This is a genomic window from Haemophilus haemolyticus, assembly GCF_003490595.1.
In the GTDB taxonomy this organism is placed as follows: domain Bacteria; phylum Pseudomonadota; class Gammaproteobacteria; order Enterobacterales; family Pasteurellaceae; genus Haemophilus; species Haemophilus haemolyticus_L.
The window spans coordinates 135876-148209 of sequence record NZ_QQGY01000007.1; the positions used below are offsets into that span (position 1 = coordinate 135876).

21 protein-coding genes, 2 tRNA genes, 3 rRNA genes and 1 pseudogene are annotated in these 12334 nt (G+C 37.8%); 12 read left to right on the top strand and 15 right to left on the bottom strand.

Annotated features, from left to right (window positions below; translation table 11 throughout):
• Positions 1–33: 33 nt before the first annotated feature.
• The 9 genes and pseudogenes from DV415_RS07015 to DV415_RS07055 form a co-directional block, all read right to left on the bottom strand.
• A complete protein-coding gene (locus tag DV415_RS07015) occupies positions 34–561 on the bottom strand; it encodes a hypothetical protein (RefSeq protein WP_116945383.1) in 528 nt (175 codons plus the stop codon).
• On the bottom strand, positions 551–922 hold the full coding sequence (locus DV415_RS07020) for an STAS-like domain-containing protein (RefSeq protein ID WP_239990914.1): 372 nt from the start codon (positions 920–922) through the stop codon (positions 551–553). Before DV415_RS07020 ends, DV415_RS07015 begins: the two co-directional genes overlap by 11 nt.
• Before the next feature lie 2 nt (positions 923–924).
• Complete coding sequence (locus tag DV415_RS07025) at positions 925–1917, bottom strand: hypothetical protein (protein WP_118790021.1); 993 nt, start codon at positions 1915–1917, stop codon at positions 925–927.
• A 53-nt stretch (positions 1918–1970) separates the two neighbouring features.
• Positions 1971–2156 (bottom strand): hypothetical protein, encoded by a 186-nt coding sequence (locus DV415_RS10370; protein ID WP_118790022.1) that lies wholly within the window; start codon positions 2154–2156, stop codon positions 1971–1973.
• Between the two features lie 53 nt (positions 2157–2209).
• Positions 2210–2275, bottom strand: a pseudogene (locus DV415_RS10515) (excalibur calcium-binding domain-containing protein); the annotation flags it as partial.
• A 1-nt stretch (position 2276) separates the two neighbouring features.
• Positions 2277–2684, bottom strand: coding sequence for a hypothetical protein (locus DV415_RS07040; protein ID WP_153063409.1), 408 nt, complete (start codon positions 2682–2684; stop codon positions 2277–2279).
• Between the two features lie 21 nt (positions 2685–2705).
• Positions 2706–3386 carry a helix-turn-helix domain-containing protein gene (locus tag DV415_RS07045; protein ID WP_118790024.1) on the bottom strand — a complete coding sequence of 227 codons (681 nt, stop codon included), beginning with the start codon at positions 3384–3386 and terminating at the stop codon, positions 2706–2708.
• 159 nt (positions 3387–3545) lie between these two features.
• Positions 3546–3788, bottom strand: coding sequence for a hypothetical protein (locus DV415_RS07050; protein ID WP_118790025.1), 243 nt, complete (start codon positions 3786–3788; stop codon positions 3546–3548).
• Between the two features lie 37 nt (positions 3789–3825).
• Complete coding sequence (locus DV415_RS07055) at positions 3826–4119, bottom strand: hypothetical protein (protein WP_118790026.1); 294 nt, start codon at positions 4117–4119, stop codon at positions 3826–3828.
• 80 nt (positions 4120–4199) lie between these two features.
• On the opposite strand from DV415_RS07055, the gene DV415_RS10210 reads away from it, so the two are divergent.
• Positions 4200–4355 (top strand): hypothetical protein, encoded by a 156-nt coding sequence (locus DV415_RS10210; protein ID WP_005633752.1) that lies wholly within the window; start codon positions 4200–4202, stop codon positions 4353–4355.
• 216 nt (positions 4356–4571) lie between these two features.
• Positions 4572–4943: a hypothetical protein gene (locus tag DV415_RS07060; protein ID WP_239990915.1), complete on the top strand. Its 372-nt coding sequence runs from the start codon at positions 4572–4574 to the stop codon at positions 4941–4943.
• A 16-nt stretch (positions 4944–4959) separates the two neighbouring features.
• Here the strand turns inward: DV415_RS07060 and DV415_RS07065 are convergent, their stop codons facing one another.
• On the bottom strand, positions 4960–5220 hold the full coding sequence (locus tag DV415_RS07065; RefSeq protein ID WP_005655068.1) for a hypothetical protein: 261 nt from the start codon (positions 5218–5220) through the stop codon (positions 4960–4962).
• A gap of 42 nt (positions 5221–5262) precedes the next feature.
• On the opposite strand from DV415_RS07065, the gene DV415_RS07070 reads away from it, so the two are divergent.
• From DV415_RS07070 to DV415_RS07115, 10 genes are all read left to right on the top strand, one after another.
• A complete protein-coding gene (locus DV415_RS07070) occupies positions 5263–5550 on the top strand; it encodes a hypothetical protein (RefSeq protein ID WP_042593897.1) in 288 nt (95 codons plus the stop codon).
• A 91-nt stretch (positions 5551–5641) separates the two neighbouring features.
• Complete coding sequence (locus tag DV415_RS07075; RefSeq protein ID WP_118790027.1) at positions 5642–5902, top strand: hypothetical protein; 261 nt, start codon at positions 5642–5644, stop codon at positions 5900–5902.
• Positions 5903–5919: 17 nt separating this feature from the next.
• A complete protein-coding gene (locus DV415_RS07080) occupies positions 5920–6354 on the top strand; it encodes a hypothetical protein (protein ID WP_118790028.1) in 435 nt (144 codons plus the stop codon).
• Positions 6335–6508 carry a hypothetical protein gene (locus DV415_RS10215; RefSeq protein WP_192879105.1) on the top strand — a complete coding sequence of 58 codons (174 nt, stop codon included), beginning with the start codon at positions 6335–6337 and terminating at the stop codon, positions 6506–6508. The genes DV415_RS07080 and DV415_RS10215 overlap by 20 nt, the downstream gene beginning before the upstream one ends.
• Positions 6505–6759 (top strand): ANR family transcriptional regulator, encoded by a 255-nt coding sequence (locus tag DV415_RS07085; protein ID WP_118790029.1) that lies wholly within the window; start codon positions 6505–6507, stop codon positions 6757–6759. The genes DV415_RS10215 and DV415_RS07085 overlap by 4 nt, the downstream gene beginning before the upstream one ends.
• A 121-nt stretch (positions 6760–6880) precedes the next feature.
• The gene (locus DV415_RS07090) at positions 6881–7168 is read left to right on the top strand and encodes a hypothetical protein (RefSeq protein ID WP_118790030.1); all 288 of its coding nucleotides are present in this window, start codon (positions 6881–6883) and stop codon (positions 7166–7168) included.
• Between the two features lie 9 nt (positions 7169–7177).
• A complete protein-coding gene (locus tag DV415_RS07095; RefSeq protein ID WP_118790031.1) occupies positions 7178–9364 on the top strand; it encodes a replication endonuclease in 2187 nt (728 codons plus the stop codon).
• Between the two features lie 17 nt (positions 9365–9381).
• Positions 9382–9759: a hypothetical protein gene (locus DV415_RS07100; RefSeq protein ID WP_118790032.1), complete on the top strand. Its 378-nt coding sequence runs from the start codon at positions 9382–9384 to the stop codon at positions 9757–9759.
• An 11-nt stretch (positions 9760–9770) separates the two neighbouring features.
• Positions 9771–10271: a MazG-like family protein gene (locus tag DV415_RS07105; protein WP_118790033.1), complete on the top strand. Its 501-nt coding sequence runs from the start codon at positions 9771–9773 to the stop codon at positions 10269–10271.
• A 238-nt stretch (positions 10272–10509) separates the two neighbouring features.
• Positions 10510–11565 carry a tyrosine-type recombinase/integrase gene (locus DV415_RS07115; RefSeq protein WP_118790034.1) on the top strand — a complete coding sequence of 352 codons (1056 nt, stop codon included), beginning with the start codon at positions 10510–10512 and terminating at the stop codon, positions 11563–11565.
• 18 nt (positions 11566–11583) lie between these two features.
• On the opposite strand, the gene DV415_RS07120 is transcribed toward DV415_RS07115, so the two are convergent.
• From DV415_RS07120 to DV415_RS07140, 5 genes are all read right to left on the bottom strand, one after another.
• A tRNA-Trp gene (locus tag DV415_RS07120) sits at positions 11584–11659 on the bottom strand.
• A gap of 16 nt (positions 11660–11675) precedes the next feature.
• A tRNA-Asp gene (locus DV415_RS07125) sits at positions 11676–11752 on the bottom strand.
• A 12-nt stretch (positions 11753–11764) separates the two neighbouring features.
• Positions 11765–11880 (bottom strand): 5S ribosomal RNA (gene rrf, locus DV415_RS07130).
• Positions 11881–11927: 47 nt separating this feature from the next.
• Positions 11928–12043: ribosomal RNA gene (rrf, locus tag DV415_RS07135) — 5S ribosomal RNA — on the bottom strand.
• Positions 12044–12155: 112 nt separating this feature from the next.
• Positions 12156–12334 (bottom strand): 23S ribosomal RNA (locus tag DV415_RS07140); the annotation flags it as partial.

Genomic DNA, 12334 nt, shown 5'->3' on the forward strand with positions numbered 1-12334 from the left:
CGATTGACCACTATTTTAAATGGATTAATAAAGTTATTGACTTTTTAACCAAGAATTATAGTTATTTTCAACATCTTGATATATTTCATTTCTTAATTCATTTAGTTGTCGATTTAATTCTTTATAATCAGAATGACTATCTTCAAATATATCTATTGGTGAAGAACGTAATTTTGTCAATGATTCATTAGAAATAAACTGACAATTTTCTTTGAAAATTTTTTCTAGTTGATTAGCTTTTAACTCAATTGTAGTTACTTTAGTTGTTATAAAATTTTCTATATCATCTATTGACGTTGAACGTTTCTCAACTAATTCTAGCAACTCACGAAAAAAAGTATCAATAAGATTTGTGATAAAATCTTTATTTTTGATAATTTCACTACGTTTAAAGCTACGAGTGTTTAAATACGAAGAAATAGACCAGCCAACTGCTGTTATTATAGATGAGGCTAAAATTGCAAAATGTTCACTCATATTACTATCTTGAGTAGAGAGCCGGACCATATAAAGAACGGCTAGAATTAAAAATGAATACAATAAAAATGATTTAATCTTCATCAAGCTGCCCCTCATCTTGAGCCGCTTTCTTTATACGTTCCCAGGATAAATCAACAATAGACTGCACATCTTTATGTTCAATATCCAAATAATCTTTTAGCTGATTATAAGTAAACCCATCATCTCGAATTAAGCCGCCAAAGGACTCATCTAGAAAAGAGCGTCCATAACGATTATATCCTGTTAATATCACTCTTAATTTTTTTCCTTCTGATATAGAGTCTCTTAAACGGGGGGCAAGGAAATTTTTCCTAAAAACTAAACCGGTGTCGTTTTCTTCCCCTTTCATAACTTTTTCTGGAGATCGTCCATAGGGTTTTTTGGAGAACTCTTTGATAACATTTATTTTATTTACAGTCATATTTAAACCTTTATATTCCACTGTATTAGCGTTCCATTAATCGGTATAGGCAAATCAACTAATTCTGGCAAGGTATCGTCATTGAGATATTTCATTGCACCACCACAACTAAATACCCATAAAGTACCGTTTTCATGGGATGATACAAGCTTTTTAATGCTTTTACTACCTTGCCCGTGTTTTTCTTCGTCTTTATCTGTCATTCTAGTTATGTCATCTGTCATCGCAAGATGAATGGCAGTCGATTCTGATGTGGATATTGCTTCAACAGAGGGTATAGAGATGTCTTGAGATAATCCAAATTTATGAATTACTTCTCTTAACACTTGTTTAGTCTCATCACTTTCCCAGTCTATGCTATCGAAAAGCTTATTTCCTTTACAAAAAGTTTTTGGTATTCCAGATCCTTGATCATAAAGAACTAAATATAATTCATTCTCAAATAAATCACACATTAGCCACCAAGGGCGATGTAAAGAGTCATTTTCTGGATATGCGTGTAAAGTAACATTATTTATCGCCTCATAAATGGCATCACTTAAAACATGTTCTTGTTCTGGAGTTAATTTATTCTTATAAATTTGATATTGTATGAAATCAATTATTTCATCTCTAAACATCCCACCAACACTACTAATGATTGGCATCCCGTCTTGTTCACGCTCAAAATTATTCTTAGAATATCCATGTTTTAATAAATAAGCAAATCCAGATCTTTTTAACAAAAGCTGGACATTTTTATAAAATGGCGAAAATAAAAAATGGATTCTAATATTACTGTTGCTTTTAAGTATGGTTTCAAGTTTAGAATAAAGTAGTACCATTGCAGCAGCCTTTATATCAACACAAGAAAAAAAGCTAATAGTTGTTTCGGTAATATTATTTTTTAAAATTAAGTCTAAAGAATTTATAAAGGCAAGAGATTCATTCCTATATTCATTATTATATATATTGAGTATTCTAGGACATCTAAAAATATTTTTTCTATTTCTCATAATCAGTTTCTACAAAAATGTCTGCTAAAAAACAGGTATTATGTTAATTTAAATTATGCTTTTGGACGAGTGAATAATACGAATAAGCCAAGAATTACATCACCAATTCCACAAATCGAAAGGATTATACTTGCGCCTAATCCAGTACCAATCGCTGCATCTGCTTTTTTACTTTTGGCAAAAGTTGCTGTTGAGAAAGCAAGGGAAAGTACGGTTAAAATTAAAAGTAGTTTTTTCATTTCGGTATCTCCCCTACAAATCCCTCGGGTTAATCGCTACCACTTCTTCATCTTCATTGGCAAATACTCTCACAAGGCACGCCATCGTGGTCACGGTCAAGTTTTTTCATTGAATGCTCCTTAGAATTTCTTTAATCCATATTTAAATGTACGTTCCTCAAGTTCATTATCTGACCAATCATGTTTTATTGGTGCTGCACAAACTGTTTTATCTATGTTTATTCTGTATCCAGAATTATTATCGCGATTCCTTACTTCGATAATTTTGAAATCAATATCTTGCCAGTAACTAGGTTCAAAATAACTATCATCGCAGATTATTCTTACAACATATTTTGCATAATCACGTTGAATAATAGGTTTATTTATCCTTACAGAAATAACATGATTAAGGTAATTTACATCTTCTTCAGGATCTGCAACTGATGATACTTCATCAAATAAATCTACAATTTCATCAGGTACAGTTTGAGAATAAGCAGATACACTACAAAATAGTGTCAATAAAAACAAAAGTTTCATCTTCATAATTTTCACAATCAATTGCCATTACCACTTCTTCATCTTCATCGGCAAACTAAACACCACGCGTCCGTGAATATAGACGGGATCATCCTGTTTTATCTCCCACTCTTTATACTCTTCTTTATTATCAGAAATCGCCCACATTTCGCGACCGCGTTTTTGCAAGCGTTTAATGAATGTGTGATCATCAAACGTGAACACATAAAGCCCATCGGCACTGAAATAATTTTCTGATACATCGACATAAAGTAAATCGCCGCTTTCCAATGTCGGCGCCATACTATCGCCTTTTACGGCAATAATCTTTAAGTTTTTAGCATCGGTGCGCCCAAATTGGCGGCGGAAGAAATCCAAGTCGAACTCTTGCGCCAATAAGCCTTGTTCTGTCCGAGTTAAAAACGAACCATTTCCTGCACTGGCTTCAATATCCAAAATTTCCACTCGAACAGTGTTTCTTGCTTCTGAGTCATGTAGGTTGATTACACGAACGGAATCATCAAAACTTTCACTATTGTCTTTAAAACCAAGAGCATTTCTTATATCTTCAGGCATATCTGAAATGCGATATTCAAAAATGTTTCCTTTTTTTCCTTCAACTCTTCGACGAGCCCAGTTTCCTTTTTTGGCTTTTTGAGTAAGCCCCTGTATAGATATATCTAATCCTAGTTCATCTATGATGTTTTTTAATTCAATCCAGTTACGCATAATTAGTCCTATAAATCAAATAGTTAAAAATTCAAATTCAAAAATATCAAATTTTTAACTTAAACCAATTGATTTAAGTTAAACTTCAACTTAAACTAAGCCATAACAATGTAAACAAACACAAAAACACAATGGCAATGCTTTCTCAATGTAAACGATCTATTGCACGTTATGTGGCGTGGCTTGCATTAAAAATGTTGTACCGAGTTTCTCTTGGAAAATCGCAAGTGCCCGCAGCATTTCTTGTGTTGCCTGCGGTGTATAACGAAAAGTCATCTTCGCTTGTGGCACACCTGAAACAAACTGAAAACATTCCACCGTCATTTCTCCTGTCTCGGCATGGAAAGTGATGTTGAGCGGTGAATCAACTTCAATGGGAATAACCAGTGTTTCGTCAGTCATGGGGGGTTCCTTATTTTTATGGAAAAATTAATGACGACTATTTCTGTTCAAAGAGATTTTGTAGTGAACGTACATATTCACGCCCCTGTTGATCTTCAGGAGGCAGTTCAGCAAGAAGTTTTGTGTATAAAACACGCTGTTGCTCAAGAAGTGGAGAGAATGAGGGCTCAACGTGAAGGAAAGACTCACGCATCTTTGAAAGATAAAGAATAGTGCTTTGCAATTTGGCTTGTTGATAAATCAATTCAGAAAGCAAGTTTTGACGTTCAATACGCACTTGCATTTGCGCTTCAAGTTTTTCGAGACGTTCTTCAATGGAAAGTGCGGTCATAAAAATCCTCAGGGTAAGAGAACACATAATTATTAGTGATTGAGTATAACAAAGTAAACAAAAACAACAAGGAAAAGAGTATGGCGAAAACAGAAAAAAAACGCGAACTAAAATCTGAAATTATTGCATTTCGTGTGACGGCAAGTTTTAAAGAAAAGTTACAAGAAATGGCTCAAGCGGATAAACGGGAATTGAATGATTTTATCCGTTTGAAATTAGAAGAATGTATTAATTAATCAGTCAGTAAGATGACATTAAGCCAAACGATCCCAGCAACAATAGACCAGTTAAGGATAAATATGAGAAATCGTAAAAATCGAGTCAGCATGGCATACCTCGTGGCGTTATTTTCAATGGTTTCGTACTTTATGGTGTTGATTCTCTTTTAATTTTAATAACCGTGCAATCCATATTGGGGAATATGGAGAGCGTAGAACAAAAAGAAGGTGTGTATGTGTGAACAAAATAATCAGGCAATATTTAGTGCAAGAGATGTGGAAATGCTGCGTTATGCCTTGGCTTATGTGAAGCAAGCAGGCGTGGAAAAATTTGAAGAAGAAGTGGCAGGCATTGTGCAAGATCCACAATGGCAAACCCTTGCCAAGGGTACATTTCATTTTCAACGCAACAAATATGGCGAAATCGTGGCGTGGATTGAACCCAGTGAAAACTGTGATGATTTGCCCTTCGTGCAAAATGCGGTGGCAATTTTGATTGAGCAGGGCTTAGTGCATAACGCCAATGTGACAATTCGCCACAATGTGCGTGATGAATTTGAATTTACCTATCCACAATTATTGTTAAGAAATGGGTATCTTCAATAGCATTTTAAATCGTAAATCAATCCATTAATGCCCAACGCCGATAAAATTTGCCCGGTGCTTCAAGCACGAAATCACCGTGTTTTTTTAGAAAAGTCTCAAGTGCTAAAAATTCGACGTATGACTGGCAAATAATTTCCCGATACACAATACCAAGATAGGAAATCCCTACACGATAAGTCGGGTCGTAAACATCCCAGTGTGCTTTATCTTCCGCGTGTTGTGCAATAAATGCCGAAAGTTCGACATCGGTATCAGGAATAAGTAAACGTGTTTTCATAATGGCTCCTTTTTGGGGCAAGTATAACAAAAGGTGGTGAGTGTGTCCCAATATCCAAGTTTTACCGTTAAATCATTAGTGAAATGCCCTATTTGTGAAGGGCCTTTAAACATTGATACATCAAGTGCGATTAGTTTGACCTATTTTAAAGGTCATCTGGTGTGCTGTAATCCGCGTTGTCGTGATTTTGAATGCGATTTTGAAATCATTCTGTCCAATTTTAAACGCAGCCTTGGTATGCGTGATGCACATGAGATTGCAACGTGGACCGCATCAGAAAAATCACGCAAGAATATTGACCCTCGGCAGATTCAAATCGAAACCGATTAATTCTTAATTTTCCAACCGTAATTTAAACATCGTCGTTTGAAGAAATTCATTCGACAGGATTTTTGCAACCCAAATTTAGGAGTTTGAGCAAATGGCAAGCAGTAATTATGTATATGACAACGGTAAAAAACGCCATAACCGTGTGAATGTGTGGCAGTTAAACAAAACCGTTCAAGAACAGGCTCGCAACATTCAACTGTTGCAACGAGCAATTTCTCACCAAACAAACGTGAATGCACAGCAAGTATTGCTGAATGAATCACTCAGTGATCGCATTGCATTACTTAAAGAAGAACAGTGGGCACGTGAACAAAGCATTTTCCAACGCTTTGTACGGTGGTTCCGTAAATAAATGAATGGGGGTGAGTGATGGCCTTAATGCCTTATTGCTTTGACGATGAAACTGAGTCACTGGCAGAAAAATGGTGTTGGGCGCATAAGGTGGCGGTGCCGAAGGTGCGCAGTTATGCCGATGCGCTGCATTTCACCGGCAAAAGCCGTTATCGCGTAGAGCGTGCATTCAATGAGGTTCCGCCTTATTTACGCACCAAATTACTGCAGTGGGCTGGCATTGATATTACACCAGAGAACAAAAATGCGGACATGGTGCGTAGCCTGTATCTGATCAACCGTTACAGCCGTGGCAATAAGCTGGCTCAATTTAACGATGATGGAAAACGTAAGATTGCCAATGCTTTATATGAAGTGCGGGAACTTTCTAACTCTTTTCCGCAAGGCATTACTGCCAGTGAATTTTTCCAAATCGACAAATGGGGAGAAAAAGATGACCAACCTTGCCAATAAATCCGCGCAGAAATGGCACCTCAAATATCGTTATTTTCGCGCGCTGTGGCTGCAGTTGAAAGCACAGGGGTGTGATGCCGACGCCGATTTGATTTTCCCAAAAATGATTGATGCCGCCGACGCGGTAATTTACTTAGCGATAAATGCAAAATGAAAAAATTAGCTATCAAAACTTATTTAGACCATGCGCAACACGCAAAAGAAAGTGAGCAACAAGGCAATTATGGGTTAGCCGCAAAACAATGGCGTTCAGCGTGGATAGCTGCACCAACCGAAACACAAACAAACTGGAGCTTTGCACGCGCTGAATATTGTTTCAAAAAAGCGATTGAGGAAGGGCAAATCAAACTAGAAAAGACCCGCCAATATGACTTTAAGCAATTTATGGGGAAACGTGATGAGTGAGCTTTTTATGATGTTTTTAGTGGCGGTATTTGCTGTTCTTGGTGCAACTATCACGGTAATGGGATTAATTGAGTTTATTACGGACGTGCTAGATAGCCGTTGGTAAAGGAGAAAAAGAATAATGGAAAACAATATTTATATTCCGCTTGATTGTGGTGTGACGTTGAGAGTTAGAACGATGAATTCACGTTTTCAAGTGTTTGAAATGATTGAAGGGCAAGAACCACAAAATATAGGTGAATCACTTAGCAATGTTTTAGATATAGTTGATGTATTGCGCCATTATGACTTAACACAGCAAGAAATTTCAACTTTAGATGAATTCGTTAGTGCCGTGAAATCCACTAACAACAAAATCAAAGAATATTTTGAATATCACAGTGAATATTTAGCCAATACGGCAATGTAAGGATTCTTGATGATGAACTGGGAACTTGAGTGCAATGCTAATCTTGCCAAACGTGAGCAAGCGATGGCAGATGCACGTGCAGTGATGATGCAAAGTGCGGTGAATATTAACCGCACTTTTGATACTGCTCAAGCAACATCGGCGCAAATGGAATTATTTTCTGTTGCGCCGCACCAGTTCGATTATGTTGAAAAACTGCTTTCTGCGCTCCCTCGCAAACGCCAACGTGAGCATTTTCGCCATGTGTGGTTGCGTGCTTTCGAGAGCGTAAAAGATGATGGCTCTATTGGGTTTAAATTCGGTAATAAACAGGCGGCGTATGCGAACACCTATTTGCGTGAAATCCTCACCAATCGCTTGAAAGCCGTTTTTCAACATTATCACGTTAGCCTTGATTGGTTGATTGACCGTGATACGCATTCACAGGTGGTCGCACTTTCTAAAGGCAAAAAGGCGGCTAACTTTCCGTTTTATTTATTAGGTGAACATCAGCTAAAAGAAATGGCAGACAAATTAGCCATGTTGTTTACGAAATTACAGTCTGATTTTGTCACCGAACAAGCCGAGCGGAAAGAACGTGGGGAAATATCTCTTGATGATTTCACCGCACTTTCTCGTGACCTTTATCGCTTAGTGGGTGAAGTGTGTGCAGATATTGGTTTTCCGTTAAAGCACTGGTTCGCTTATCAAGATAACCGTTTCTTAGATGTGAATGACATTGAGGTTGATCTTAATAAATCAGTTTGCCCAACACACTGGAAACGCCAACTTACTACGGCACAAAAACGATTGAAAGAACATGTGGAGATTGGCTGTGGTGCAGTATCGGCAAAAGTGAGTCCTTATGTCTCTCAAACCGCATTTAATGATTACCGTGCACAACGTGCAGATAACATCGAATATCTGCAACAAATGGTGTTGGAAAATCTAGACGATAGCACCGAACAAATGCCGTTGATTGAAATGTGGAAAAAATCGGTGGCAAATCCTGCTATCCGTTTTCAGGAAACCATGAACCGCTTGCGTGGGATTGATGAATGGGCGATAGAAAATTCATTTGTGTCACTCTTTCTTACGCTGACTGCCCCATCCTCTTTTCACACGACGCATGAAACAGGCAAAAACAATAAAAAATGGCAAGGCGCAAGCCCTCGTGATACGCAACGTTACTTAAATAAAGTGTGGGCGCAGTTGCGTGCACAGTTTGCCAAACGTGGAATCGGTTTTTTTGGCTTTCGTGGCGTTGAACCGCATCACGATGGCACACCGCATTGGCACTTGCTGATGTATGTAAAACCTGAACATAAAGATGACGTTATTCATCTATTCCGCAAGAAAGCATTGGAATTAGATGGCGATGAATTCGGTGCGAAAAAATACCGTTTCAAAGTAGAAGAAATTGATCCAACCAAAGGTTCTGCCATTGGCTATGTGGCGAAATACATCGCCAAGAATATCTATGCAGGTAAGCAAGGCAAAGAAATGTCCGATGAAGTAGAAAATCTGACATTACTTGAAAACGTGCAACGTGTGAGTGCGTGGGCAAATCTTTGGGGCATTCGTCAATTCCAATTTTATGGCACACCGTCAATTTCGACTTGGCGTGAACTTCGCAAAATTGATGATGCCATGGCAGCCGTTGCGGACGATGAAGTATTGGATATTAGTCGCACGGTGGCTGATGTGAGTTGTTTTGGTAGTTATTTAAAAGTGCAAGGTGGCGCAATGACAAAACGTTGTGATCAACCGATTTGTATTGAGTATGAAGAGTGCGAACCGAATAAATATGGGGAAATTAGTAAGAAAATTGTGGGGGTAAAAAACAGATTCACAGAAAAGAAAATCATCACCAAGTTAAAAAACTGGGTGATTAAATCAGCGAAAAGTGCGTTGGGTTCCACCGCACTTCATTCGGAGTCCACCGAAACAAACAAGGCGCATCGCGCCGCTTGGACTTGTGTCAATAACTGTAACCGTTCAAAAATTGAACAGCAAGCTAATTTATTGATGTTGCCTATTGGTTCGCCATTAAAACCGTCACAAATTGACCTTTTAATGTGCCATGGACGGTTACGGCTTAATGACTATCGGTGGATTTGTTGTGAAAACGATGAAGTTTTCATTAGAGAAGAAAAAATTCCGTTGGCTCAAGCCTTTGGTTGGGGCGAGAGCTTGGGGGATTTTAGGGATCATTAATTAAATGTAGGTGAACTATGAGTAAATTTTTAAAATTAAATTTCGTGAAAGAAAATTTTATTATGGGAAAAAATGGCAAAACATCAAAACTTGAGCATGTAAGCGATGGTTATGAGCATTTAGAAATGTATCTTAATGCTGATCTAATTTCCCATTTTATAGAATGCGAGGATATTCCTTGTGATGGTTCTAGCCGTTTTGATGATGATTTTTCAGAAATCCTGGAAACAGGAACAATCCTGTGGCTTTCAGAGGATGGAATAAAAGCAGTTGATGAAATTTGTGAGCGTTTTTATGACGCAAACATCACAAGTGACTATTCAACAAGCAAAGGTGCAAATTTTGTTTTGGTAGCAAATACTATTGAAGATATTTTGGCACAGTTGAAAAATTAGAGGAAATAAAAATGGCAGACTTACAACAGCTTATAAAAAACATCGAACAATGGGCAGAAGATCGCAATTTGATTGAGGGTTCTACCCCGCAGAAACAAATGCTAAAACTTATTGAAGAATATGGCGAGCTTACTTCAAGCGTTATTAAAAACAATGCTGAAAAAATAAAAGATAGTATTGGTGATTGTCTTGTTGTTTTATCAGTCCTAAATTCTCAGTTCAAAAAACGTGGAGAAGTTTTTAAATTTGATAAGTATTTAACAGAAATATTATCTCTGGAATTAGATTCTAACCATGGACTTAATAAAGAAGAGATTATTATTGATGGACTAAGAGCTCTGCATGGTATAGCGAAAGATGATTTTCTCTTTGATTTTATCCTTGTTCTACGATTTATTGCTGATGAAACCAGTCTTAGATTAGAAGAATGTATGCAAGCAGCTTGGAATGAAATCAAAGACCGCAAAGGACGTATGATTGATGGTGTGTTTGTGAAAGAGGGGGATTTGTGATTACGGAGGAAAACACAACAAAATCCGAGCGCACGTTAACGATAAAGGAGGTAGCCAACCTCCTTAATTTAAGTTACAGCACTGTTTTTGCTCACCGTTTTAAATGGGGCTTTTTTCAAATGGAAGGTTCGAAAGCGTGGCGAGTTTTTAGGGAAGATCTTGACCGTTGTAGAAAAAGAAAAAATAATGTCATCCGATTGGTTGGATTGACTGATATAAAAAATGGAGGAAAAAATAAATGTCAATCTACAAGAGAGGAAGTACATATTGGCTCGATATTACAATACCGAGTGGCGAACGAATTAGACGAAGCACTGGGACTGAAGTAAAGAAAAAGGCACAAGAATTACACGATAAGATCAAAGCAGAATTATGGGATATGGCGCATCTTAACAAGAAACCGCCAAAACTATTTGAAGAAGCATTGTTATTATTTGTGGAAGATGCCAAGTTGAAAAAGGATTTTGATACTAACCGCAGACACGCCATTTATTGGCGTTCTGTTTTTGGCGGTTGGAAATTGAGTGATATTACAGGCGAAGATATTATGACTAATTTGCCGACATACTCAACCACTCATAAAAAACCACTGTCGCCTTCAACAAAAAACCGCTATCGCACGTCTATTTTGCGGGTGCTTTCACTGGCTTATAAAAATGGTTGGATAGATAGAATCCCTTATGTGAAAAAATTCGTTGAGCCAAAAGTCCGCGTGCGTTGGATTACAAAAGAGCAAGCCACAACACTGATTTCAAATTTGAATTTAGCGTGGATGAAAAATGTTTGTTCTTTTGCTTTATTCACTGGAGCCCGTATGACAGAGATTTTATCAATGACATGGGATAAAGTAGATTTTGAACGTAGTATCGCAATTGTTTCAAATGATGTAGCAAAATCAGGTAAAGCAAGAGCATTACCGTTGAATAACACTGCTTTGGATTTATTGCAAAAATTATATCAAACTCGTCGCAGTGAATTTGTTTTTCATCGTGGTACTGATAAACAAATTGGGCGTATTGATTGGCATGATTTCCATCAAGCATTAGAAAAAAGCAATATTCATAATTTCCGCTTTCATGATTTACGCCATACTTGGGCAAGTTGGCATGTTCAAGCAGGTACACCGCTTTATACGTTAAAAGAAATGGGTGGTTGGGAAACATTAGAAATGGTAAAGAAATATGCACATTTAAATGCAGATCACATGATAGAGTTTGCGAACAATGTCACATTTACGCCACACGAAGACGATGATTTCTCACAAGAAAATTTTTACAATGTAGTAAATTATTGAAAATGAAAGGTTTTTTAATGGCAGGGGCGGAGAGGCTCGAACTCCCAACACCCGGTTTTGGAGACCGGTGCTCTACCAATTGAACTACGCCCCTATTGGTATGAATAAATTGGCGGAATGGACGGGACTCGAACCCGCGACCCCCTGCGTGACAGGCAGGTATTCTAACCAGCTGAACTACCACTCCGCTAAATGTAGTAATTGGCAGTGCCTTACTCTCACATGGGGATACCCCACACTACCATCAGCGTTACAACATTTCACTTCTGAGTTCGGTATGGTATCAGGTGGATCTATTGCACTATCTCTGCCAAAAATTTTTTATTTTTTTAATTTACTCAATAAATAAACTAAAAAAATAAACCTGGCGGTGCCCTACTCTCACATGGGGATGCCCCACACTACCATCGGCATTACAGCGTTTCACTTCTGAGTTCGGTATGGTGTCAGGTGGTTCCACCGCACTATCGCCGCCAGGATAATTCTTTGATAACTTTTATTCTAACTTCTATCTATGTTCTTCATTGGCCACAAGCTGAACGTTTAGTTAATTTCTTTTACTCTGTTTTCCAAAAACACTTGAGCGTTGTATAGTTAAGCCTCTCGGGCAATTAGTACAGGTTAGCTCAACGGCTCACACCGCTTACACACCCTGCCTATCTACGTCTTAGTCTTAAACAACCCTTACAATCTATAAGATTGGGAGAACTCATCTCTTGGCAAGTTTCGTGCTTAGATGCTTTCAGCACTTATCTCTTCCGCACTTAGC